We start from the raw sequence: 22,739 nt of genomic DNA, 5'->3' as shown, positions 1-22,739 counted from the left end.
ACGCTACGATTTCGAGCGTGCTCGAAATCAAGCCGGAGATTCCCGTCGAAGGACTGACCATCGCCGAGGCCGCCGAGCGGACGGGCGTCAGCGTCCACACCCTGCGCTACTACGAGCGGGCCGGCCTGGTCGTCACCGAGATCGACCGCACCCCCGGCGGCCGCCGCCGCTACCACCACCGCGACCTCAAGTGGATCGACATCTGCACCCGGCTGCGCGCCACCGGCATGCCGATCCGCACCCTGCGCCGCTACGCCGAACTCGTCGCCGCCGGCAACGGCAACGAGGCCGCCCGCCTCGCCCTCCTCGAAGCCCACCGCGCCGAGACCGCCGCGCGCCTCGCCGAACTCCAGGACCACCTCGCGCGCATCGACCACAAGGTCACCACCTACCGCTCCCGCCTGGCCGAGGGCAGCGCCGAGGGCCTCTGGGACCCGCAGCCTTGAACAAACCTTGACCCCGGCCCCGGTCACCGCGCCGCGGAGGCCGTCCGCGCACCGGTCTCCGGTGCACCCTTGAACAAGCCTTTACCCCAGGTCAGGGCGCCAATCAGCGCTGCCCGAACCCCGTTGGCCACTGCGCTACAGTCTGGCCGCCCGACCCGCCCGCGACCGCGGCGAGTCCGAACGACTGCACGGGGGATGCGCAGTGGCCATCGACGACCTACCGGCACCGGTGGTGACGTTCCTGAACGTCATCGGGGTGCCCTGGCCCTACATCAACGAGGACGAGGTCCGCGCCTTCGCCGCCATGGTGCGGCAGTTCGGCCAGGCCGTGGAGCGGACGCACGCCGAGGCGACCCGGGCGATGACCTCCTTCGCCCAGGCATACCAGGGCGCCGCCACCCAGCGGATGCAGTCCGGCTGGTCCGAGCTCTCCGAGCGGCACACCCGGGAACTCGTGATGGGCTGCACCCTGCTCGCCGAGGCGCTGGAGATCGGCGCCGAGGTGATCATCGGGCAGAAGGTCGAGGCCTTGGTCGAACTGGGCGTCATGGCCGCCACCTTCATCGCCGACCAGGCCGCCGCCGTGGCCACCTTCGGGCTGGCCGAGGCCGCCGTGCCGGTGATCGTGGAGGCCGGGAAGAAACTGCTGGAGACGCTCAAGCAGCAGATCATCCAGTACATCATCGGCGAGATCATCGAGGCCGCGGCCAAACCGCTCTTCGCCAAGATCGAGCACGCCATGTCCGGCCTGGACTGGGGCCAGACCTCGGGCGCGGCGGGTGCGGCGGACGGCTTCAGCCTCGACGCCGACCTGGCCGACCAGCACCTGAGGACGATGCGCGCCCACACCGAGGCGTTCCGCGGCCACGCGCAGGAACTGCGCGGCGGGCTCGAGAGGCTGGCGTTCTGATGGCGGCCGGAGGAGAGGAGCAGGCGGTCTTCCGGGCGCTCAAGAACGACGCCATGGACTCGCTGCCGAAGATCGCCGAGAAGCACGCCGCCGTCGTCGAGGAGGCCGCCGAGAAGGGCGCCCGCAACCTCGCCGCCCACGCCGCCACCGAGACCAAGATCGCCGAGGACCTCAGGGCGGTGGCCCCGCGGGACCTCAAGGTGGCGGCCCCGAAGGACCTGGAGGCGGCCGGCCCGCGCCTGGCGAGCGAGGAGTCCGCCCTGGCCGGCGAGGCCGGAACGGTCCCGAGCCCGCGCACCCCGTCCGGCCCCGGCCCGCTGGAGACCGAGCAGTACGGCAACGGGGCGCTCCGCGACGGCCCCAGCTACCAGCAGCAGATCGACGAGGAACTGGCCCCCCACGGCCTCGACCGCGCCGAGCACGACCGGCTGCGCCTCAGCCCCACCAACAGCCTGACCGAGGAGGAGGCCCGCCAGGTCGTCCAGGTCCGCGACGCGATCAAGCTGGACGAGGGCCGCATGGTCACCAAGATCGTCAAGCCCGACGTCGCGGAGGCCTACCTGGAGAACTCCACCACGCTCGGCGGCCGCGCCTTCGACCCCGGCGAGTTCCGCGGCTCCATCGCGCGCGGCTCCGACACCGCCGACCTGCGCAGCATGGACGACCTGCGCAACGGCCTCGCCCTCGACGACGGCGGCGCGGGCTGGACCCCGGTGCCGCCCGGCGCGTCCGAGGCATACCAGCTGCGCTTCCCCGCCCCGCACGGCATGGAGGCCGCCCCGACCCTCGGCGCGGTCAACGACCAGGCCCTGGCCGACCGCGTCGCGGGCATGGCCGGGCAGAATGCAGGAAAGAACTGGGACGCACCGTTCCTGGGCACCGGCTACACCGGCGGCGGCGTCCCGGAGTGGGACGCCAAGCCCACCGGCTTCCCGCACGGTGCGGAGATCTGGCGGATGAACGCCGACGGGACGGAAGAGGCCGTCGGCCGCTTCGACAAGAGCGATGGGCTGTGGAAGTACTATGACAACTGATCCCTCGGACCGTCACCAGCCGGTGAAGGGCGAGTTCGCGGTCTACGGCGGGGCGGTGTACCCGGCCCGCGCCGCCGCCGGCCTGTGGCCTTGCGTGGAACTGCTCCCCGGCCCCGGCGTCCCCGCCCCCGAGGACGTCGCCCCCCGGCTCGCCGCCGACGGCTCGGTGCTCGGCTACCCGCTGCCGCCCGAGCGGCTCGACGCCTGGTACGCCGTGCACTGGACCTTCCACTGGCGCGGCGAGCCCTTCGAGTGCACCGACCGCGTCGACACCACCGTCTCCGGCAACTACCTCGGCGACGACCGGGAGTTCGCCCGGCAGCACCTGAAGCGCCGGGTCACCGGCTACCGGGGCGCCTTCCCGCTCGCCGAGGTCACCGAGCCCGAGGAGCACCGCGAGGACCTGCTGGCCCCGCGCCTCGACCTGGCCCGGCGGCTGTCCGAGGCCGACCACTTCCGCCCCGGCTGCCACGCCGTCCTCGGCGGCACCACCCACCGGGCCGCCCCCGCGGTCGACCCGCACGGGCTGGTCGCCCTCGCCGGGGGCGGCGCGGTCCCCCCGGAGCAGCTCGACGCCTGGTACCGCACCCATTGGACGTTCCAGTGGCGGGGCGGCCCGTTCGAGGCCGTCGGCACGGTCGAGGGCCGGATCAAGGGCGTCTACACCGGCGGCAGTTGGGGCTTCGCCGACGCCAACCAGCTGGACGAGGAGACCGCCCCCGACGGCACGCACACCCGGTACACGGTGGAAGCCGACCCGGACAGCGTCACCGACCTGGCCCCCCACCGCACCGACCTGCTGCCCCCGCGCTGACCGAACCCCGCCCGGCGGCCCCGCGGCCGTCGGGCGGGCGGCGGCGCTCCGGCCGCGCGGCGGCACTCCGGCCGGGCCGTCGCGTTCCGGCCGGGAAAAGCAGAAGACCCCCGCCGAAGCAGGGGTCTCTCACTGGTGTCCGAGGGGGGACTTGAACCCCCACGCCCGATAAAGGGCACTAGCACCTCAAGCTAGCGCGTCTGCCATTCCGCCACCCGGACCGGGTGTTCACCTCGGGGCTTCCTTTCGGTCGCCCCCTGGCGACAGAGAGAACATTACCAGGCCCGGGGAGTGCTTCTCACCTGCGTTTTCGGGGGCGCGGACGGCCGCCCGCCGGGGATGCGGGCAGAACCGGACAAGCCGGGCGGCGGGGTGGGGGAGCGGAGGGCGATTGCGCTGGTGGCGGGCCCGGGGGCGATTTCGGACGGGCGTTCTGGCGGCAACAGTCGGTCCGGGGTGCGCCGCGACCGGCCAGGACGGCGCACAACACGCACCGAATCGGTCGGGAACCTTCACGACACGCGTAGTTCCAGTCCCGGTGCGGGTCGCCGGGTGGTGCTCTCCTAGCCTCTGTGGACCAGGGAGCCTTGAGCGGAACGCCCGATTCCCGACAGCCGTCGCCGGCCGGACCCCGGCGCGGGAGCCTCCCGTCACCGCGTGAAGGGCGGCGTGCAGTGGAACAGACGGAGAAGGCGGTCCCGGTCACCGCGACCTGGTGGCCCGGCCGCGAACCCGGACCGGGGCCGGAACCCGGGGTGTGGCGCTTCTCGGCGCTCTCCCACGAGGCGTCGGTGCCGCGCACCAGACACGCCGTGCGGGACCGGCTGCTGGCCCAGGGGATGGCGGGGGAGCGCTACCAGGAGCTGGTGGACGACCTGCTGCTGATCGTCTCCGAGCTGGTCTCCAACGCCGTCACGCACGCGGCGGTGCTCTCGCCCGAGGTGGTCTGCGAACTCGCCATCGACCCCGACCGGGTGCGGGTCTCGGTGCTGGACGGCCACCCGTACCGCCCCAAGGCGCAGGAGAACGACCCGGCCCGCCCCGGCGGGCGCGGGCTGCTGCTGGTCAAGAGCGTCACCCTGCAGGCGGGCGGCGAGTGCGACGTGGAGCGCACCGAGGACGGCGGCAAGGTGATCTGGGCCAGCCTGCCGCTGCCCGGCCCCGGGGCCGCCGGGCCGGACGCGGAGGCCGACCCCGACGACGACCCCGACTACTGAGCCGGGCCGGGCACCACCCCGCCGCGGCGGTTCCGCCCGCGGGGCCGGCCCGGCCGGCCCGGCCCCGCGGACCCGCGGGTGCTACCAGTCGTGCCCGGCGATCTCCCGGATGCCCGGCAGCGCCGCCTCGAACACGGTCTCGAACCACACCGAGAACGGCTTCGCGGCCCGCAGTTCGCGCAGTTCGGCCGCGGTCACGAACCGGGTGTCCTCGATCTCGTCCGGGTCCGGCTCCAGGTCGGCGGTGATCAGCCCGACGAAGAGGTGGTTCCACTCCCGCTCGATCAGCCCGGACGCCTCGTCCGGCAGGTCGTAGCGGACGTTGCCCGCCTCGCAGAGCAGGGCCGGGGCGGCGCCGAGCTCCTCGGAGGTGCGGCGGGCGGCGGCCAGGAACGGCTGCTCGCCGGGGTAGGGGTGCCCGCAGCAGGTGTTCGACCAGACGCCGGGGGAGTGGTACTTGCCGAGGGCCCGGCGCTGCAGCAGCATCCGGCCCTGGCGGTCGAACAGGAAGACCGAGAACGCCCGGTGCAGCCGGCCCGGCTGCTGGTGGGCCCAGAGCTTCTCGCCGGTCCCGATGGTCAGGCCGTCGTCGTCGACCAGTTCCAGCAGGATCTCGCCCGGTGCGGCCCCGGAGGGGGTGACGGTCTCCGGCGAGAGGGCCTCGGTCGGGCTGACAGCAGGGCTCATGGGCACAATGCCCCTTTCGGCACGTGGACCGGGGCCGCCGCCCGGCTGTGGTCCCCGGGCCGCCCGCCCCGTTCCTTGGGGTCGGCTGCGCGCGTCGGCCCGGACCGGCCGGTCCGCCGACGGCGTCGGGGCCCAAGTCTGCCGCATGGGCGGGCCCCGGCGGGGCCGCGACGCACTCCCCGGGGGAGGACGGCGGCACCACTGGCAGAAGTGTTCGACCCGCGATCGGCACCGGTCACCTGACGTTCACCTAACGCCCCGGAACGATCGGCGAACCGTGCGGGGGTGCGTTCTGGCTGGTCGACGGGGTCGCCTACCATCAGTGGCACCGGGCGGCCCGCAGCGGCCGTCCGCCCGGCGCGCCGCAGCCGCGGCCGCACCAGACCCGCACGGTACCTCCGACCCGGATCGGCGCCGCGCGACCCCCGAGTCCCCCTTGGAGTCCCGCATGATCGGCCTCGTCCTGGCCGCCGGCGCCGGCCGCCGGCTCCGTCCGTACACCGACACCCTCCCCAAGGCGCTGGTGCCGGTCGACGGTGAGCGGACGGTGCTCGACCTGACCCTGGGGAACTTCGCCGAGGTCGGGCTGCGGGAGGCCGCGATCGTGGTCGGCTACCGCAAGGAGGCGGTGCACGAGCGCAAGCAGGAGCTGGAGCGCAAGTACGGCGTGAAGCTCACCCTGGTCGAGAACGACAAGGCCGAGGAGTGGAACAACGCCTACTCGCTGTGGTGCGCCCGCGAGCTGTTCGCCGAGGGCCTGCTGCTCGCCAACGGCGACACCGTGCACCCGGCCTCGGTGCAGCGCACCATGCTGGACGGCAACGACCGCCGGATCAAGGAGGGCCGCGCCCCCGGGATCCTGCTCGCGCTGGACACCGTGAAGAAGCTCGCCGACGAGGAGATGAAGGTCGTCGTCGACCCCGAGCTGGGGGTGCGCCGGATCACCAAGCTGATGGACCCGCTGGACGCCACCGGCGAGTACATCGGCGTCACCGTGATCAACCCCTCGGCGGCCGGCCCGCTGGCCGACGCGCTGAAGGCGGTCTACGAGCGCGACCCGCAGCTGTACTACGAGGACGGCTACCAGGAGATGGTCGACCGCGGCCTGACCGTCGACGTGCAGCCGATCGGCGAGGTCTCCTGGGTCGAGGTCGACAACCACGACGACCTCGCCAAGGCCCGGGAGATCGCGTGCCAGTACTGACCCGCCTGGTGCCCTCGCCGGTCTTCGTGGAGATCCGCGCGGGCGCCCTCGACTCGCTCGGCGGGATCCTGGCCGACCGGCGGCTGTCGTCCGGAGGCCGGATCGCGGTGGCGATCAGCGGCGGCTCCGGCGAACTGCTGCGCGAGCGCCTGGAGCCCGCGCTGCCCGGCGCCGACTGGTACCGGGTGGCCGACGGCACCCTGGACAGCGCGGTGCGGCTGACCGACGAGATCCGCCGCGGCCACTACGACGCCCTGGTCGGCCTCGGCGGCGGCAAGATCATCGACGTGGCGAAGTACGCCGCGGCGCGGGTCGGCCTGCCCGTGGTCGCGGTCGCCACCAACCTCGCCCACGACGGCCTCTGCTCCCCGGTCTCCACCCTCGACAACGACGCCGGCCGCGGCTCCTACGGGGTGCCCAGCCCGATCGGCATCGTGGTCGACCTGGACGTGATCGCCAAGGCCCCGAAGCGGTTCGTGGCGGCCGGGATCGGCGACGCGGTCTCCAACATCTCCGCCTGCGCGGACTGGGAGCTCTCGCACGCGGTGACCGGCGAACCGGTCGACGGACTGGCCGTCGCGATGGCCCGTTCGGCGGGCGAGAACCTGCTCCGGCACCCGGGCACCCTGGAGGACCCGGACCTGCTGACCACGCTGGCGGAAGCCCTGGTACTGTCCGGCATCGCGATGAACATCGCGGGCAGCACCCGGCCCAGCTCGGGCGCCTGCCACGAGATCTCGCACGCCCTGGTCGAACTGCACCCCAAACGGCCCGGCCAGCACGGTGAGCAGGTCGGCCTCGGCGCCGCCTTCGCCTGCCACCTGCGGGGCGAACGGGAGCTGTCCGGGCTGATCGTGGAGCGCCTGCGCTTCCACGGCCTGCCGGTGACCGCCGATCAGCTCGGCTTCACCGACGCGGAGTTCACCGAAGCGGTGCACTACGCTCCGAACACCAGACCGGGGCGCTTCACCATCCTCGAACACCTCGACCTCTCCGCCACAGACATCAGGGACGCGTACGCCGACTATGTCCAAGCCGTCAACAGCTGAACGTCCGCCGGTCGACCTCACCCGGCGCCCGTCGATCGAGGAACTGCGGGCGGTGATCCATCCCGAGGGGATGCTGCAGCGCCGCAGCGCCGAGCACTGGGCCGGCCGCCTCTACATGCGGAAGATCTCGCTGCGGATCACCCGGGTCCTGTCGACCGTCACGGCCATCACGCCCAACGGCCTGACCTACCTGATGATGCTCACCGGCATCCTGGCCGGCCTCGCCCTGGTGGTGCCCGGCCTGACCGGCGCGGTGCTCGGCGCGGTGCTGATCCAGGTCTACCTGCTGCTGGACTGCGTGGACGGCGAGGTGGCCCGCTGGCGCCGGCAGACCTCGCTGACCGGCGTCTACCTGGACCGGGTCGGCCACTACATGTCCGAGGCCGCGCTGCTGACCGGCCTGGGCCTGCGCGCCGCCGACCTGTTCCACCGCGAGGGCGCGCACGCCGCCTGGCAGTGGGCCTTCCTGGGCACGCTGGCCGCGCTCGGCGCGATCCTGATCAAGTCCGAGACCGACCTGGTCGACGTGGCCCGCGCCCGCTCCGGGATGACCGCCGTCGAGGACAGCGCCTCGGTGCCGCGCTCGAACACGGTGGCCAAGGCCCGCCGGGCCGCCTCGCTGCTCAAGTTCCACCGCCTGGTCGGCGCGGTCGAGGCGTCGCTGTTCATCCTGGCCGCCGGCATCGCCGACGCGGTCCGCGGCGACCTGTTCTTCACCCGGCTCGCGGTCGTGGTGCTGGCCGCCATCGCGGTGCTGCAGACCGTCCTGCACCTGCTGTCCATCGTGCTGTCCAGCAGGCTGCGATGAGCGACGCCTTCCGCCTCGGCGCGGTCATCATCACCATGGGCAACCGGCCCGCCGAGCTGAACGCGCTGATCGAGTCGGTGCGCGCCCAGCAGGGCCCGCCGGTGGAGCTCGCGGTGGTCGGCAACGGCGCCCCGCTGCCCCCGCTGCCCGCGGGGGTGCGCACCGCCGAGCTGCCGGAGAACCTCGGCATCCCGGGCGGCCGCAACGTCGGCATCGAGCTGTTCGGCCCGGACGGCCGGGACGTCGACGCGGTGCTCTTCCTGGACGACGACGGCCTGCTGCCGAACACCGACTCGGCCGAGCTGCTGCGCGCGGCGTTCACCGCCGACCCGGCGCTGGGCATCGTCTCGTTCCGGATCGCCGACCCGGAGACCGGCACCACCCAGCGCCGGCACGTGCCCCGGCTGCGCGCCAGCGACCCGATGCACGGCTCCCGGGTCACCACCTTCCTGGGCGGCGCCAGCGCGGTGCGCAGCGCGGTGTTCCCGCGGGCCGGGCAGCTGCCGGCGGAGTTCTTCTACGCGCACGAGGAGACCGACCTGGCCTGGCGCGCGCTGGACGCCGGCTGGTCGATCGACTACCGCCCGGACGTGGTGCTCCACCACCCGGCGACCTCCCCGGCCCGGCACGCCGCCTACTTCCACAACGTGGCCCGCAACCGGGTCTGGCTGGCCCGGCGGAACCTTCCGGCCCCCCTGGTGCCTCTCTACCTGGGAACCTGGTTCCTGCTGACCGTGCTCCGGCGTCCCTCGAAGGAGGGGCTGCGGGCCTGGCTCGGCGGTTTCCGGGCAGGCTGGAAGGAGTCCTGCGGCCCGCGCCGGCCGATGAAGTGGTCCACCGTCTGGCGCTTGACCAGGCTCGGCAGACCGCCAATCATCTGATCGCGGCGGTTCGGCCCTCCCCCGGCCGATCACCAAGCAGACCAGAGCTCCCGTGGTACGCCCCGGTCCCCCGCCCCGTCCCCCCGGCGGGGGATTTCGACCCCCTGAAGGACGAATGTGTCGACACTGAGTGACCCGGTGAACCTCTCCGCACCAAGGGGTTCCGACGCGGGTCTGACCCCGAAGCAGTTGGCGGACAAGTACGGGTTGTCCGTCAGCGGCAAGCGTCCGAGCCTGCCGCAGTACGTCCGCCAGCTCTGGGCCCGGCGCAGCTTCATCAGTGCGTTCGCCACCGCCCGGCTGGTCGCGCAGTACACCACGGCGAAGCTCGGCCAGGTCTGGCAGGTGCTCACCCCGCTGCTGAACTGCGCGGTGTTCTACCTGGTCTTCGGTCTGATCATGAGCAACCGGGACACCGTCCCGAACTACATCGCCTGGCTGTGCATCGGCGTCTTCATCTTCCAGTTCTCGCAGAGCGCGATCCAGGCCGGCACCCGGTCGATCTCCGACAACCTGGGCCTGATCCGGGCGCTGCACTTCCCGCGCGCCAGCCTGCCGATCGCCTTCACCATCATCCAGCTCCAGCAGCTGCTGATCTCGATGGTGGTGCTGGTCGTCATCGTGCTGCTGAACGGCATCACCCCGGGCATGACCTGGCTGCTGATCATCCCGGCGCTGGTGTTCCAGTCGATGTTCAACACCGGCCTCGCCCTGGTGATGGCCCGGATCGGCTCCAAGACCTCCGACATCTCGCAGCTGATGCCGTTCCTGCTGCGCACCTGGATGTACGTCTCGGGCGTGATGTACAGCGTGTCGAGCTTCATCGAGAAGTGGCCGCCGATCTGGCAGACGGTCTACTCGTGGAACCCGGCCGTGGTCTACATGGACCTGATCCGCTACGCCTTCATGCCCGAGAGCTTCGACAAGAAGCTCTACCCGGGCGGCTGGGACGCCCACGGCAACGCGCTGCCGAAGGCGCTGATCCTCCCCGACCACATCTGGATCATGGCCGCCTCCTGGGGGGTCGTCGCCTTCGCCGTCGGCTTCGTGTTCTTCTGGAAGGCAGAGGAGGAGTACGGCCGTGGCTGACGCAGCTCTCGACACCGTCAAGGAGACCACCGTGGTGGACAACCAGGCCCAGGTCCCCACCGTGGTGGTGGACGATGTGCACATCGTCTACAAGGTGCACGGCGCCGGTTCCGGCAAGGGCAGCGCCACCTCGGCGCTGAGCCGGATCATCACCCGGAAGAAGTCGCCCACGATCCGCGAGGTGCACGCGGTGCGCGGGGTCAGCTTCACCGCGTACAAGGGCGAGGCGATCGGCCTGATCGGCTCGAACGGCTCCGGGAAGTCGACCATGCTGGCGGCCATCGCCGGCCTGCTGCCGACCGAGCGCGGCGGCATCTACACCCAGGGGCAGCCCTCGCTGCTGGGCGTCAACGCGGCGCTGATGAACGACCTGACCGGCGAGCGCAACGTGGTGCTCGGCTGCCTGGCGATGGGCATGTCCCCGTCCGAGGTGCGCAAGCGCTACCAGGGCATCGTCGACTTCTCGGGCATCAACGAGAAGGGCGACTTCATCTCGCTGCCGATGCGCACGTACTCCTCCGGCATGGGCGCCCGCCTGCGGTTCTCCATCGCGGCGGCGAAGACCCACGACGTGCTGCTGATCGACGAGGCCCTCGCCACCGGCGACCAGGGCTTCCAGCAGCGCTCCAAGGCCCGGATCAACGAGCTGCGCAAGGAGGCCGGTACGGTCTTCCTGGTCAGCCACGACAACAACGCGATCCGCGAGACCTGCGAGCGGACGATCTGGATCGAGCACGGCGAGCTGATCATGGACGGGCACACCGACGAGGTGGTGCGCCGCTACGAGAAGGGCGACCGCCCCTGAACGGGGGCGGGTCGCGGGGCGCAGGGCCGGTGCGCGGGGAGCGGATCCCCGGGCACCGGCCCTGCGCCGTGCGGCGGGTGAAGGGGCGACGGCGGATGCGTGTCCGTGGCGCGGTGGCGGTGCGGCCCGGTGTAGAACGGGGGAGTGACGGCAGTGTCGGATTCAACTAAGTCAGATAACCAGACAGCGGCGGTGACGCTGGACAAGGCCGACCTGGAGAACTTCCCGGTCGCCCCCGGCTTCCTGCCCGCCGCCTGGCGCGGCGACCTGATGGCGGTCTACGGCTTCGCCCGCCTGGTCGACGACGCCGGCGACGGCGACCTCGCCGACCCGGCCGCCGTCGCCCGGCTGCTGGACGTCCCGGGCGGGCCCGGCGACGAGGGCTTCCGGCTCGCCCTGCTGGACGGCCTGGAGCGCGACCTCGACCGGGTCTTCGCCACCGCCCTCGGCGACGACCCGGCCCCGCACGGCACCGTCCTGGGCAGCGACCCCGGCGAGCCCCGGCACCCGCTGCTGCGCCGGCTGGTCCCGCTGGTCGAACGGCACGCCGTCACCCCCGAGCCGTTCCGCCGGCTGATCGAGGCCAACCGGGTGGACCAGACCACCGCCCGCTACGCCACCTACGCGGACCTGCGCCACTACTGCACCCTGTCCGCCGACCCGGTCGGCCGCCTGGTGCTCGCCCTGGCCGGCCGCGCCACCCCGGAGCGGATCGAGCTGTCCGACGCGATCTGCACCGCGCTGCAGATCGTCGAGCACCTCCAGGACGTCGCCGAGGACCTCGAACGCGGCCGGATCTACCTCCCGCAGGAGGACCTCGCGGTCTTCGGCGTCACCGAGGACGACCTCGCCGCCGACACCGCGAGCCGCGGCGTGCGCCAGCTGATCGCCTGGGAGGCGAGCCGGGCCCGGACCCTGCTCGACCGCGGCGCGCCGCTGGTGGGTACGGTTCACGGGAGGCTCCGACTGCTGCTGGCGGGATTCACCGCCGGCGGGTACGCGGCCCTGGACGCCGTCGAGGCGGTCAGGTTCGACGTGCTCGCGCACCGGGCGAAGCCCGACAAGCGCCGCCTGGCCGGCCGGGCGGCGGCACTCTTCGCGAAGGGAAGGTGAGCGCCCGCGTGGGGGCATCACCACTGGCGTCCGCGCCGGTCATGGCGGCCTACCGGTACTGCGAGGCGGTCACCGCCCTGCAGGCCCGCAACTTCAGCTACGGCATCCGGCTGCTGCCCGAGGCCAAGCGGCTGGCGATGTCGGCGCTGTACGCGCTGGCCCGCCGGGTCGACGACATCGGCGACGGCGACCTGCCCGCCGAGCAGAAGGCCGAGGCGCTGGCCCGCACCCGGGTCCTGCTGGACGAGGTCCGGGCGGGCGCGGTCGGCGAGGACGACACCGACCCGATCAAGGTCGCCCTGGCGGACGCGGCCCGCCGCTTCCCGATCCCGCTGGGCGGCTTCGACGAACTGGTCGACGGCGTCGAGATGGACCTCAAGGGCGTCGAGTACGCCACCTTCGAGGAGCTCAAGGTCTACTGCCGCTGCGTGGCCGGCTCGGTCGGCCGGCTCTCGCTGGGCGTCTACGGCTGCGAGGACTGGGAGCGCGGCGCCGAGTACGCCGACACCCTGGGCCTGGCCCTGCAGCTCACCAACATCCTGCGCGACCTGCGCGAGGACGCCCTGAACGGCCGCACCTACCTGCCCACCGAGGACCTGGTCCGGTTCGGCTGCCAGCAGGGCTTCGCCCTGCCCGCCCTCCCGGTCGGCGCCGACTTCACCGGCCTGGTCGCCTTCGAGGCCGAACGCGCCCAGCGCGCCTTCGAGGAGGGCCTGCGGCTGCTGCCGATGCTCGACCGCCGCAGCCGCGCCGCCACCGCCGCGATGGCCGGGATCTACCACCGCCTGCTCGGCCGGATCTCCGCCGACCCGCGCGCGGTGCTCCGCGGCCGGGTCTCCCTGCCGGGCTGGGAGAAGGCGTACGTGGCACTGTCCGGGCTCGCCGGAGGGCGTTCTTGATTCTCGCGCCAGTTCTGTCACGCTGTGTCAACAGGGAATCACGACGCATGCGCACGTTGTTGTGCCCACCGTCCACCGCCGTCCGGGAGGATCGATGAGCACGCCGACAGCGCAGCGCGAGCGGACCGCGGTGGTGGTCGGCGGCGGCCTGGCCGGCATCACCGCCGCCCTCCGCCTGGCCGACGCGGGCGTGCGCACCACCCTGCTGGAGGCCCGCCCCCGGCTCGGCGGCCTGGCCTTCTCCTTCAAGCGCGGCGAACTGACCGTCGACAACGGCCAGCACGTCTACCTGCGCTGCTGCACCGCCTACCGCGGCCTGGTCGACCGGCTCGGCGCGAACGGCCTGGTCGACCTCCAGCCCCGGCTGGACGTGCCGGTGCTCTCGGTCGCCCCCGACGGCACCCGCACCCTCGGCCGGCTGCGCCGCGCCGAACTGCCCGTCCCGCTGCACCTGGCCGGCAGCCTCGCCACCTACCGGCACCTGAGCCCGGCCGACCGGCTGCGGGTGGTGCGCGGCGCGCTCGCCCTGCAGAAGCTCGACCTCGCCGACCCGGCGCTGGACGACCTCTCCTTCGGCGACTGGCTGCGCCGGCACGGCCAGACCCCGGCCACCGTGGCCGCCGTCTGGGACCTGGTCGGCGTGGCCACCCTGAACGCCACCGCCGACCGCACCTCGATGGCGCTGGCCGCGATGGTCTTCAAGACCGGCCTGCTCTCCGAGCCGGGCGCCGCCGACATCGGCGCGGCGAACGTCCCGCTCGGCGAGATCCACCACGACCGGGCGGTGGCCGAGCTGGAGCGGGCCGGCGTCCGGGTCCGGCTGCGCAGCCGGGTCGCCGAGCTGAAGGCCGCCGAGCAGAACGCCGTCCGGCTGGAGGGCGGCGAACTGCTCACCGCCGACACCGTGGTGCTGGCCGGCGCCCAGGACGCCGCGGCCGCCCTGCTGCCGGACGGCGCGATCCCGGCCCGGTACCGGCTGGCCGAGCTCGGCACCGCCCCGATCCTCAACGTGCACGCGGTCTACGACCGGCGGCTGGTCCGCCGTCCGTTCTTCGCGGCGCTCGGCTCCCCGGTGCAGTTCGTCTTCGACCGCACCCGGCACTCCGGGCTGGCCGTCCCCGGCGCCCAGTACCTGGCCGTCTCGCAGTCCGCCGTCGAGGACGAGATCGACCTGCCGGTCGCCGAGCTGCGCGCCCGCTACCTGCCGGAGCTGGAGCGGCTGCTGCCCGCCGCCCGCGGGGCCCGGGTGCTGGACTTCTTCGTCACCCGGGAGCGCACCGCGACCTTCGACCCGGCGCCCGGAACCGCCGCCCTGCGCCCCGGCGCGCGCACCGCGGTGCCCGGCGTCCTGCTCGCAGGGTCCTGGACGGCCACGGGTTGGCCAGCGACCATGGAGGGTGCGGTGCGCAGCGGCCACGCTGCGGCCGACGCCGCCCTGGCCGGCCACGGCCGGCTCCCGGTCGACCGGGGAGACGGGCGGTGGCCACGATGACGCCGAGCCCCCGCCCCCCGACCACTGACACCGCACCCGTCCGACCGCCCGCCGCGGCCGGCCGGACGTACCGAGAGGGAACGCACGTGGAGGCACGCACCGGCTCGACGGTCGAGGACACCCCGACCGTCCTCGACCTGCTGGCGCGCGGACGCACGCTCTGCACGCCGCCGATGCGCGCGGCCGTCGCCCGTTTGGCGGCACCGATGGACACCGTCGCCGCCTACCACTTCGGCTGGATCGACCGGGACGGCAAGCCCGCCGCGGGCGACGGCGGCAAGGCCGTGCGCCCGGCGCTGGCCCTGCTGTCGGCCGAGGCGGTGGGCGCGAACGCGCAGGTGGGCGTACCGGGCGGCGTGTCGGTCGAGCTGGTGCACAACTTCTCGCTCCTCCATGATGACCTGATGGACGGTGACGAGACGCGCAGGCACCGGGCCACCGCCTGGACGGTGTTCGGCCCGGCGCAGGCCGTGCTGGTCGGCGACGCGCTGGCCACCCTCGGCACCGAGGTCCTGCTGGACGCCGCGGTGACCGGCGGGGCCGACCCGGCCGACGCCGCCCGCGCCGTCCGGCTGATCACCACCGCCACCCGGCGGCTGATCGACGGACAGGCGCTGGACGTCTCGTTCGAGCAGCGCGACGCGGTGACGGTCGAGGAGTGCCTGGCCATGGAGGGCGGCAAGACCGGCGCCCTGCTGGCGGCCTCGGCGGCGATCGGCGCGGTGCTGGCCGGCGCCGACGACCGGGTGTCCGACGCGCTCCAGCGGTACGGCTACCACCTCGGGCTCGCGTTCCAGGCGGTGGACGACCTGCTGGGCATCTGGGGCGCCACCGAGGTGACCGGGAAGCCGCACTGGAGCGACCTCCAGTCGCGGAAGAAGTCGCTGCCGGTGTGCGCCGCGCTGGCCGAGGGGGGCGCCGCCTCCCGCGAGCTGGCCGCACAGCTGGCCGACCCGACCGGCCGCGGCGAGGAGAGCGAGCAGCTGCTCGCCGCCCGCGCCGCGCTGATCGAGCGGGCCGGCGGCCGGGCCTGGACGCAGGAAGAGGCCCGCCGCCAGTACGACACCGCCCTCGCCGCCCTCGGCGAGGTGCCCATGGCCGACGAGGTGCGCGAGCACTTCGTCGCACTCGCCGAATTCGTGGTGGTCAGAGAGAGGTGACGTAAGAGTGACAGCAACCGCGGGTGGAAGGCTCGGACCCCAAACCTCAGTTGCAGTAACACGATCTGACGATTCCTCACCAGCGGCGGCGCTCAGCCGCGCCACCGCACACCTGCTGTCACTCCAGCACGCCGACGGCTGGTGGAAGGGCGACCTGGAGACCAACGTCACCATGGACGCCGAAGACCTGCTGCTCAGGGAGTTCCTGGGCATCCGCACCGAGGAGCAGACCCGGGCCACCGCGGCCTGGATCCGTTCCCGGCAGCGGGAGGACGGCACCTGGGCCACCTTCCACGGCGGCCCGCCCGAGCTCTCCACCACCGTCGAGGCGTACGTGGCCCTCCGGCTCGCCGGGGACGCCGCGGACGCCCCGCACATGCGGGCCGCCGCCGCCTTCGTCCGCGAGCGCGGCGGCATCGCCGCCAGCCGGGTGTTCACCCGGATCTGGCTCGCGCTGTTCGGCTGGTGGCCCTGGGAGAAGCTCCCCGAACTGCCCCCCGAGGTGCTGTTCCTGCCCAGCTGGGCCCCGCTGAACATCTACTCCTTCGGCCAGTGGGCCCGGCAGACCATCGTCCCGCTCACCGTGGTCTCCGCGCACCGCCCGGTCCGCCCCGCCCCGTTCGGCCTCACCGAACTGCACACCGACCCGGCCGACCCGTACCCCGTCCGGCCGCTCGCCCCCGCGCACAGCTGGGACGGCCTCTTCCAGCGGCTCGACCAGCTGATGCACCGCTACCGCCGGCACGCCATCAAACCGCTGCGCCGCCTGGCCCTGCGGCAGGCCACCGCCTGGATCGTCGAGCGCCAGGAGGCCGACGGCTGCTGGGGCGGCATCCAGCCGCCCGCCGTCTACTCGCTGATCGCGCTGCGGCTGATGGGCTACCGGCTCGACCACCCGGTGATGAGGGCCGGCCTCGCCGCCTTCGACTCCTTCACCGTGCACACCGAGGACGGCAAGCGCTGGATGGAGGCGTGCCAGTCCCCGGTCTGGGACACCTGCCTGGCCGCCATCGCGCTGCGCGACGCCGGACTGCCCGGCGACCACCCCGCCCTGGTCCGGGCCGGCGGCTGGATGCTCGGCGAGGAGGTCACCACCCGCGGCGACTGGGCCGTCAAGCGCCCCCGGCTGGCCCCCGGCGGCTGGGCCTTCGAGTTCCAGAACGACACCTACCCGGACGTGGACGACACCGCCGAGGTGGTCCTCGCGCTGCGCCGGATCGACCACCCCGACGCCGCCCGGCTGGCCGGCGCCGTCGAGCGGGCCGTCGACTGGAACCTCGGCATGCAGTCCAAGGACGGCGCCTGGGGCGCCTTCGACGCCGACAACACCAGCAAGCTCCCCAACAAGCTCCCGTTCTGCGACTTCGGCGAGGTCATCGACCCGCCCTCGGCGGACGTCACCGCGCACGTGGTGGAGATGCTCGCCGAGACCGGCCGCGCCCGGGACCCGCGCACCCGGCGCGGCGTCGCCTGGCTGCTGCGCCACCAGGAGGCCGACGGCTCCTGGTTCGGCCGCTGGGGCACCAACTACATCTACGGCACCGGCTCGGTGGTGCCCGCCCTGATCGCCGCCGGGATCACCCCCGGCCACCCCGCGGTCCGGCGCGCCGTCGCCTGGCTGACCGACCGGCAGAACCCGGACGGCGGCTGGGGCGAGGACATGCGCTCCTACGAGGACCCGGCCACCTGGGCCGGCCGCGGCGAGTCCACCGCCTCGCAGACCGCCTGGGCGCTGATGGCGCTGCTCGCGGCCGGCGAGCGCGGGTCCGAGGCGGTCGAGCGCGGCGTCGGCTGGCTCACCGGCACCCAGCGCGAGGACGGCACGTGGGACGAACCGCAGTTCACCGGCACCGGCTTCCCCTGGGACTTCTCCATCAACTACCACCTGTACCGCCTGGTCTTCCCGGTCACCGCGCTCGGCCGCTACGTGCACGACGCCCCGCTCGGCCGGGGCGGTGAGCGATGACGGACCCGCTACTGGTGCTGTGCGCGCTCGGGCCGGAGGCCTGGGCGCTGCGCGGCGGCGACTGGTCCGGCGCGGCCGGCGGCCCGGCGGTGCTGGCCCGCACCGGGATGGGCCGCCGGGCCGCCGGCCGCAAGGCCGCCGCGCTGCTCGACGCGGGCGGCTACGGCGCGCTGCTGGTCGCCGGGTTCGGCGCCGCGCTCGGGCCCGGGGTGCGCCCCGGCGAGGTGATCGTCGCCGACCGGGTCACCGACGCCGAGGGCGGCGACCACCCGCTGGCCTCCGCGCCCGCGCTGGCCACCGCGCTGGAGGAGGCGGGCCTGCGGGTCCACCTCGGCACCCACCGCACCGCCGACCGGGTGGTGCGCGGCGCCGAGCGGGCCCGGCTGCACGCCGCGGGCGCGCTCGCCGTGGACATGGAGGCCGCCGCCGTGCTGGCCGCCCGCGCCCGGCACGCCCCCGACCTGCCCGCGGCCGTGCTGCGGGTGGTCGTCGACACCCCCGAACGGGAACTGATCCGCCCCGGCACCCTGCCGGCCGGGGTGCGCGCCTGGCGGGCCCTGCGCTCCGCCGTCCCGGCCCTCACCGCGTGGCACCGGCAGGCCGTCGCCACACCCGCCCAGCTGACGAACCCACAGCCCTCGACGCTCCCCCAGGAGGCGAGCTAAGCAATGGCCATGCCGCTGCGTCAGACCGTCCGCGTGTCCACCTACCTCATGCAGCAGAAGATCAGGGGACGGAAGAAGTTCCCGCTCATCGTCGAGCTGGAGCCGCTGTTCGCCTGCAACCTCAAGTGCGAGGGCTGCGGGAAGATCCAGCACCCGGCGGGCGTCCTCAAGCAGCGGATGCCGGTCGCCCAGGCGGTCGGCGCGGTCCTGGAGTGCGGCGCCCCGATGGTCTCCATCGCGGGCGGCGAGCCGCTGATGCACCCGCAGATCGACGAGATCGTCCGCCAGCTGGTGGCGCGCCGCAAGTACGTCTTCCTGTGCACCAACGCCCTGCTGCTGCGCAAGAAGCTCGACAAGTTCACCCCTTCGCCGTACTTCACCTTCGCGGTCCACATCGACGGACTGGAGGAGCGGCACGACGCCTCGGTGGCCAAGGAGGGGACGTTCGCGGAGGCCGTCGAGGCGATCAAGGAGGCCAAGCGGCGGGGCTTCCGGGTCACCACCAACTCGACCTTCTTCAACACCGACACCGCGCAGACCGTGGTCGAGGTGCTGGACTTCCTCAACGACGACCTCAAGGTCGACGAGATGATGATCTCCCCGGCCTACGCGTACGAGAAGGCCCCCGACCAGGAGCACTTCCTCGGCGTCGAGCAGACCCGCGAGCTGTTCCGCAAGGCGTTCTCCGGCGGCAACCGGCGGCGCTGGCGGCTCAACCACAGCCCGCTGTTCCTGGACTTCCTGGAGGGCAAGGTCGACTTCGAGTGCACCGCCTGGGGCATCCCGAACTACTCGCTGTTCGGCTGGCAGCGCCCCTGCTACCTGATGTCGGACGGCTACGTCCCCACCTACCGCGAGCTGATCGAGAAGACCGACTGGGACAAGTACGGCCGCGGCCGTGACCCGCGCTGCGACAACTGCATGGCCCACTGCGGGTACGAACCGACCGCCGTGCTCGCCACCATGGGCTCGCTCAAGGAGTCTATCCGGGCCGCCCGGGAGACCCTCGCCTCGCCCAAGGCGGTCTGACCGGGACCCCGGCCCGGCCGCCCGTACCCCATACGGGCGGCCCACGCCGACGGGCGACCGCGACCGCCGGGCCGCAGGCTGGACACCGACAGTCCACGCACACCGAACCAGCCGGAGGGGTACGCCATGCCACTGCTGAGCCGGATCACCGGGCCCGCCGACCTCAGACGACTGCACCCCGAGCAGCTGCCGCTGCTCGCCGACGAGATCCGCGACTTCCTGATCGACGCCGTCACCCGCACCGGCGGCCACCTCGGCCCCAACCTCGGCGTGGTCGAGCTCAGCATCGCCCTGCACCGGGTCTTCGACTCCCCGCACGACCGCGTCCTGTGGGACACCGGCCACCAGGCGTACGTGCACAAGCTGCTCACCGGCCGGCAGGACTTCAGCCGGCTGCGCGCCAAGGACGGGCTGTCCGGCTACCCCTCGCGGGCCGAGTCCGAGCACGACCTGATCGAGAACTCGCACGCCTCCACCGCGCTCGGCTACGCCGACGGCATCGCCAAGGCCAACCAGCTGCTCGGCGTCGACCGCTGCACCGTCGCCGTGATCGGCGACGGCGCGCTCACCGGCGGCATGGCCTGGGAGGCGCTCAACAACATCGCCGAGGCCGAGGACCGCCCGCTGGTCATCGTCGTCAACGACAACGAGCGCTCCTACTCGCCGACCATCGGCGGCCTCGCCCACCACCTCGCCACCCTGCGCACCACCCGCGGCTACGAGCGCTTCCTCGCCTGGGGCAAGGACGCCCTGCAGCGCACCCCCGTGGTCGGCCCGCCGCTGTTCGACGCGCTGCACGGCGCCAAGAAGGGCTTCAAGGACGCCTTCGCCCCGCAGGGCATGTTCGAGGACCTCGGCCTGAAGTACCTCGGCCCGATCGACGGCCACGACATCGCCGCCGTCGAGCAGGCGCTCCGCCAGGCCCGGCACTTCGGCGGCCCGGTCATCGTGCACTGCCTGACCGTCAAGGGCCGCGGCTACCGCCCCGCCGAGCAGGACGAGGCCGACCGCTTCCACGCGGTGGGCCCGATCGACCCGTACACCTGCCTGCCGATCTCCCCGTCCGCGGGCGCCTCCTGGACGTCGGTGTTCAGCCAGGAGATGCTCGCCCTCGGCGCCGAGCGCCCCGACCTGGTCGCCGTCACCGCCGCGATGCTGCACCCGGTCGGGCTCGGCCCGTTCGCCGCCGCGCACCCCGGGCGCACCTACGACGTCGGGATCGCCGAGCAGCACGCGGTGGCCTCCGCCGCCGGCCTGGCCACCGGCGGGCTGCACCCGGTCGTCGCGGTCTACGCGACCTTCCTGAACCGGGCCTTCGACCAGGTGCTGATGGACGTCGCGCTGCACCGGCTCGGCGTCACCTTCGTGCTCGACCGGGCCGGGGTCACCGGCAACGACGGGGCCTCGCACAACGGCATGTGGGACATGTCGATCCTGCAGGTCGTCCCCGGGCTGCGGCTGGCCGCCCCGCGCGACGCCGACCGGCTGCGCGAGCAGCTCCGGGAGGCCGTCGCGGTCGAGGACGCCCCCACCGTGGTGCGCTTCCCCAAGGGCGACCTCGGCCCCGAGGTCCCGGCGATCGAACGGATCGGCGGCGTCGACGTGCTGGCCCGCACCGGGCCCAGCCCCGACGTGCTGCTGGTCGCGGTCGGCTCGATGGCCCCCGCCTGCCTGGACGCCGCCGCGCTGCTGGCCGCCGACGGGATCACCGCCACCGTCGTCGACCCGCGCTGGGTCAAGCCGGTCGACCCCGCGCTGGTCGCGCTGGCCGCCGCGCACCGGATGGTGGTCACCGTCGAGGACAACGGGCGGGCCGGCGGCGTCGGCGCCGCCGTCGCCCAGGCCATGCGGGACGCCGAGGTCGACGTGCCGCTGCGCGACCTGGGCGTCCCGCAGGAGTTCCTGGCGCACGCCTCGCGCGGCGAGATCCTGGAGGAGATCGGACTCACCGGCACCGGCGTCGCCGCCCAGACCGCCGCCTACGCCCGCCGCCTGCTGCCCGGCACGCGGAGCGGCGCCCAGGAGTACCGGCCCAGGGTGCCGCGCAAGTAGCCACCGATTGGAGCGAACCAGCGTGACCCAGGCCGAACCGCTCGACCTCGCCGCCCTGCTCGACGCCCGGGGCGGCGAGCGCTACGAGCTGCACGCCCGCTACCTCAACCCGCAGCTGCCCCGGATGCTGCACACCATCGGCTTCGACCGGTACTACGAACGCGCCAAGGGTCCGTACTTCTACGACGCCGAGGGCAACGAGTACCTCGACATGCTCGCCGGGTTCGGCATCTTCGCGCTCGGCCGGCACCACCCCGCCGTCCGGGCCGCGATCGAGCAGGTGATGGAGCTGGAGACGGCCGACCTGACCCGCTTCGACTGCTCCCCGCTGCCCGGCCTGCTCGCCGAACAGCTGATCGCCCACGCGCCCAGCCTCGACCGGGTGTTCTTCGGCAACAGCGGCACCGAGGCGGTCGAGACGGCGCTCAAGTTCGCCCGGTACGCCACCGGCAAGCGCCGCGTCCTCTACTGCGACCACGCCTTCCACGGCCTCACCGCCGGCTCGCTCTCGGTCAACGGCGAGGGCGGCTTCCGCAAGGGCTTCGACCCGCTGCTGCCGGACACCGCGATCCCGCTCGGCGACCTGGACGCGCTGCGCAAGGAGCTGAAGAAGGGCGACGTCGCGGCGCTGATCGTCGAACCGATCCAGGGCAAGGGCGTGCTCGCCCCGCCGCCCGGCTGGCTGGCCGCCGCCCAGGAACTGCTGCACGCCCACAAGGCGCTGCTGATCTGCGACGAGGTGCAGACCGGCGTCGGCCGCACCGGCACCTTCTTCGCCTACCAGGCCGAGGAGGGCGTCCGCCCCGACCTGGTGTGCGCCGCCAAGGCGCTCTCCGGCGGGTACGTGCCGATCGGGGCGACGCTCGGCAAGTCGTGGATCTTCGAGAAGGTGTACTCCTCGATGGACCGGGTCCTGGTGCACTCCGCCAGCTTCGGCTCCAACGCCCAGGCGATGGCCGCCGGGCTGGCCACCCTGCACGTGATGCGGCAGGAGGGCGTGGTGGAGAACGCCGCGAAGGTCGGCGAGCTGTTCCGGAACCGGCTGGCGGCGCTGACCGAGCGGTACGAGCTGCTCGCCGAGGTGCGCGGGCGCGGGCTGATGATCGGCATCGAGTTCGGCCGCCCCAAGTCGCTCAAGCTGCGCACCGGCTGGACGGCGCTGCAGGCCGCCCGCAAGGGCCTGTTCGCGCAGATGGTGGTCGTTCCGCTGCTCCAGCGGCACCGGATCCTCACCCAGGTCTCCGGCGACCACCTGGAGGTGATCAAGCTGATCCCGCCGCTGATCGTCACCGAGAAGGAGGTCGACCGCTTCGTCGACGCCTTCACCGAGGTGATGGACGACGCCCACCGGGGCAGCGGCCTGATGTGGGACTTCGGGCGCACCCTGGTCAAGCAGGCGGTCGGCTCGCGCTGACCCGC

Annotated in this window: 21 protein-coding genes and 1 tRNA gene; 20 read left to right on the top strand and 2 right to left on the bottom strand. The window is 73.3% G+C overall.

From position 1 onward, the window contains the following. Nucleotides 1–17 precede the first annotated feature (17 nt). The 4 genes from ABD345_RS05640 (at nt 18) to ABD345_RS05625 (ending at nt 3,204) form a co-directional block, all read left to right on the top strand. Nucleotides 18–446 (top strand): MerR family transcriptional regulator, encoded by a 429-nt coding sequence (locus ABD345_RS05640; protein WP_344550643.1) that lies wholly within the window; start codon nt 18–20, stop codon nt 444–446. 202 nt (nt 447–648) lie between these two features. Next, entirely contained in the window at nt 649–1,356 is a 708-nt protein-coding gene (locus ABD345_RS05635) for a WXG100-like domain-containing protein (RefSeq protein WP_344550642.1), read from the top strand. Next, the gene (locus tag ABD345_RS05630; protein WP_344550641.1) at nt 1,356–2,390 is read left to right on the top strand and encodes a hypothetical protein; all 1,035 of its coding nucleotides are present in this window, start codon (nt 1,356–1,358) and stop codon (nt 2,388–2,390) included. The genes ABD345_RS05635 and ABD345_RS05630 overlap by 1 nt, the downstream gene beginning before the upstream one ends. Beyond that, complete coding sequence (locus ABD345_RS05625) at nt 2,380–3,204, top strand: hypothetical protein (RefSeq protein WP_344550640.1); 825 nt, start codon at nt 2,380–2,382, stop codon at nt 3,202–3,204. Before ABD345_RS05630 ends, ABD345_RS05625 begins: the two co-directional genes overlap by 11 nt. Before the next feature lie 133 nt (nt 3,205–3,337). Here ABD345_RS05625 and ABD345_RS05620 read toward each other — a convergent pair. Further along, nucleotides 3,338–3,425 (bottom strand) — tRNA-Leu (locus ABD345_RS05620). 453 nt (nt 3,426–3,878) lie between these two features. Here ABD345_RS05620 and ABD345_RS05615 point away from each other — a divergent pair. Next, a complete protein-coding gene (locus ABD345_RS05615; RefSeq protein ID WP_380272701.1) occupies nt 3,879–4,421 on the top strand; it encodes an ATP-binding protein in 543 nt (180 codons plus the stop codon). Nucleotides 4,422–4,502: 81 nt separating this feature from the next. Here the strand turns inward: ABD345_RS05615 and idi are convergent, their stop codons facing one another. Further along, on the bottom strand, nt 4,503–5,114 hold the full coding sequence (gene idi, locus ABD345_RS05610) for an isopentenyl-diphosphate Delta-isomerase (RefSeq protein ID WP_344550639.1): 612 nt from the start codon (nt 5,112–5,114) through the stop codon (nt 4,503–4,505). Between the two features lie 442 nt (nt 5,115–5,556). Between idi and ABD345_RS05605 the strand changes: the two genes are divergently transcribed. The 15 genes from ABD345_RS05605 to ABD345_RS05535 all read left to right on the top strand — a co-directional run bounded on the left by ABD345_RS05605 (nt 5,557) and on the right by ABD345_RS05535 (nt 22,734). Then, a complete protein-coding gene (locus tag ABD345_RS05605) occupies nt 5,557–6,312 on the top strand; it encodes a phosphocholine cytidylyltransferase family protein (RefSeq protein ID WP_344550638.1) in 756 nt (251 codons plus the stop codon). Beyond that, nucleotides 6,300–7,361 carry an iron-containing alcohol dehydrogenase family protein gene (locus tag ABD345_RS05600; RefSeq protein WP_344550637.1) on the top strand — a complete coding sequence of 354 codons (1,062 nt, stop codon included), beginning with the start codon at nt 6,300–6,302 and terminating at the stop codon, nt 7,359–7,361. The genes ABD345_RS05605 and ABD345_RS05600 overlap by 13 nt, the downstream gene beginning before the upstream one ends. Nucleotides 7,362–7,431: 70 nt before the next feature. Continuing rightward, nucleotides 7,432–8,169 carry a CDP-alcohol phosphatidyltransferase family protein gene (locus tag ABD345_RS05595; RefSeq protein ID WP_344550753.1) on the top strand — a complete coding sequence of 246 codons (738 nt, stop codon included), beginning with the start codon at nt 7,432–7,434 and terminating at the stop codon, nt 8,167–8,169. Further along, nucleotides 8,166–9,050, top strand: coding sequence for a glycosyltransferase family 2 protein (locus tag ABD345_RS05590; protein WP_344550636.1), 885 nt, complete (start codon nt 8,166–8,168; stop codon nt 9,048–9,050). The genes ABD345_RS05595 and ABD345_RS05590 overlap by 4 nt, the downstream gene beginning before the upstream one ends. 117 nt (nt 9,051–9,167) lie before the next feature. Then, complete coding sequence (locus tag ABD345_RS05585; protein ID WP_344550635.1) at nt 9,168–10,139, top strand: ABC transporter permease; 972 nt, start codon at nt 9,168–9,170, stop codon at nt 10,137–10,139. Continuing rightward, the gene (locus ABD345_RS05580; RefSeq protein WP_344550634.1) at nt 10,132–10,944 is read left to right on the top strand and encodes an ABC transporter ATP-binding protein; all 813 of its coding nucleotides are present in this window, start codon (nt 10,132–10,134) and stop codon (nt 10,942–10,944) included. The genes ABD345_RS05585 and ABD345_RS05580 overlap by 8 nt, the downstream gene beginning before the upstream one ends. A 192-nt stretch (nt 10,945–11,136) precedes the next feature. After that, complete coding sequence (hpnC, locus tag ABD345_RS05575; protein ID WP_380272697.1) at nt 11,137–12,057, top strand: squalene synthase HpnC; 921 nt, start codon at nt 11,137–11,139, stop codon at nt 12,055–12,057. Between the two features lie 41 nt (nt 12,058–12,098). Further along, entirely contained in the window at nt 12,099–12,956 is an 858-nt protein-coding gene (gene hpnD, locus ABD345_RS05570) for a presqualene diphosphate synthase HpnD (protein ID WP_344550752.1), read from the top strand. A 94-nt stretch (nt 12,957–13,050) separates the two neighbouring features. After that, nucleotides 13,051–14,448: a hydroxysqualene dehydroxylase HpnE gene (gene hpnE / locus ABD345_RS05565; RefSeq protein WP_344550631.1), complete on the top strand. Its 1,398-nt coding sequence runs from the start codon at nt 13,051–13,053 to the stop codon at nt 14,446–14,448. An 86-nt stretch (nt 14,449–14,534) separates the two neighbouring features. Next, the gene (locus ABD345_RS05560; protein ID WP_344550630.1) at nt 14,535–15,608 is read left to right on the top strand and encodes a polyprenyl synthetase family protein; all 1,074 of its coding nucleotides are present in this window, start codon (nt 14,535–14,537) and stop codon (nt 15,606–15,608) included. Between the two features lie 7 nt (nt 15,609–15,615). Next, complete coding sequence (gene shc / locus ABD345_RS05555; RefSeq protein WP_344550629.1) at nt 15,616–17,574, top strand: squalene--hopene cyclase; 1,959 nt, start codon at nt 15,616–15,618, stop codon at nt 17,572–17,574. Further along, a complete protein-coding gene (locus ABD345_RS05550; protein WP_344550628.1) occupies nt 17,571–18,239 on the top strand; it encodes a phosphorylase family protein in 669 nt (222 codons plus the stop codon). The genes shc and ABD345_RS05550 overlap by 4 nt, the downstream gene beginning before the upstream one ends. Nucleotides 18,240–18,242: 3 nt before the next feature. Then, nucleotides 18,243–19,268 (top strand): adenosyl-hopene transferase HpnH, encoded by a 1,026-nt coding sequence (gene hpnH, locus ABD345_RS05545; RefSeq protein ID WP_344550627.1) that lies wholly within the window; start codon nt 18,243–18,245, stop codon nt 19,266–19,268. A 126-nt stretch (nt 19,269–19,394) separates the two neighbouring features. After that, complete coding sequence (gene dxs, locus ABD345_RS05540) at nt 19,395–21,320, top strand: 1-deoxy-D-xylulose-5-phosphate synthase (protein WP_344550626.1); 1,926 nt, start codon at nt 19,395–19,397, stop codon at nt 21,318–21,320. 22 nt (nt 21,321–21,342) lie between these two features. Next, the gene (locus ABD345_RS05535) at nt 21,343–22,734 is read left to right on the top strand and encodes an aspartate aminotransferase family protein (RefSeq protein WP_344550625.1); all 1,392 of its coding nucleotides are present in this window, start codon (nt 21,343–21,345) and stop codon (nt 22,732–22,734) included. The last annotated feature ends 5 nt before the right edge of the window (nt 22,735–22,739 follow it).

Source organism: Kitasatospora saccharophila, from assembly GCF_039529925.1.
Taxonomy (GTDB): Bacteria; Actinomycetota; Actinomycetes; order Streptomycetales; family Streptomycetaceae; genus Kitasatospora; species Kitasatospora saccharophila.
The sequence above is the reverse complement of the archived record's forward strand: the minus strand, read 5'-3'. Positions and strand labels throughout refer to the sequence as shown.

Coding starts and splice junctions, on each gene's coding strand:
- hpnH (WP_344550627.1), top strand. CDS start 18,243: ATGGCCATGCCGCTGCGTCAGACCGTCCGCGTGTCCACCTACCTCATG.
- hpnE (WP_344550631.1), top strand. CDS start 13,051: ATGAGCACGCCGACAGCGCAGCGCGAGCGGACCGCGGTGGTGGTCGGC.
- dxs (WP_344550626.1), top strand. CDS start 19,395: ATGCCACTGCTGAGCCGGATCACCGGGCCCGCCGACCTCAGACGACTG.
- ABD345_RS05605 (WP_344550638.1), top strand. CDS start 5,557: ATGATCGGCCTCGTCCTGGCCGCCGGCGCCGGCCGCCGGCTCCGTCCG.
- ABD345_RS05595 (WP_344550753.1), top strand. CDS start 7,432: ATGCTGCAGCGCCGCAGCGCCGAGCACTGGGCCGGCCGCCTCTACATG.
- ABD345_RS05630 (WP_344550641.1), top strand. CDS start 1,356: ATGGCGGCCGGAGGAGAGGAGCAGGCGGTCTTCCGGGCGCTCAAGAAC.
- ABD345_RS05590 (WP_344550636.1), top strand. CDS start 8,166: ATGAGCGACGCCTTCCGCCTCGGCGCGGTCATCATCACCATGGGCAAC.
- ABD345_RS05625 (WP_344550640.1), top strand. CDS start 2,380: ATGACAACTGATCCCTCGGACCGTCACCAGCCGGTGAAGGGCGAGTTC.
- hpnD (WP_344550752.1), top strand. CDS start 12,099: ATGGCGGCCTACCGGTACTGCGAGGCGGTCACCGCCCTGCAGGCCCGC.
- ABD345_RS05550 (WP_344550628.1), top strand. CDS start 17,571: ATGACGGACCCGCTACTGGTGCTGTGCGCGCTCGGGCCGGAGGCCTGG.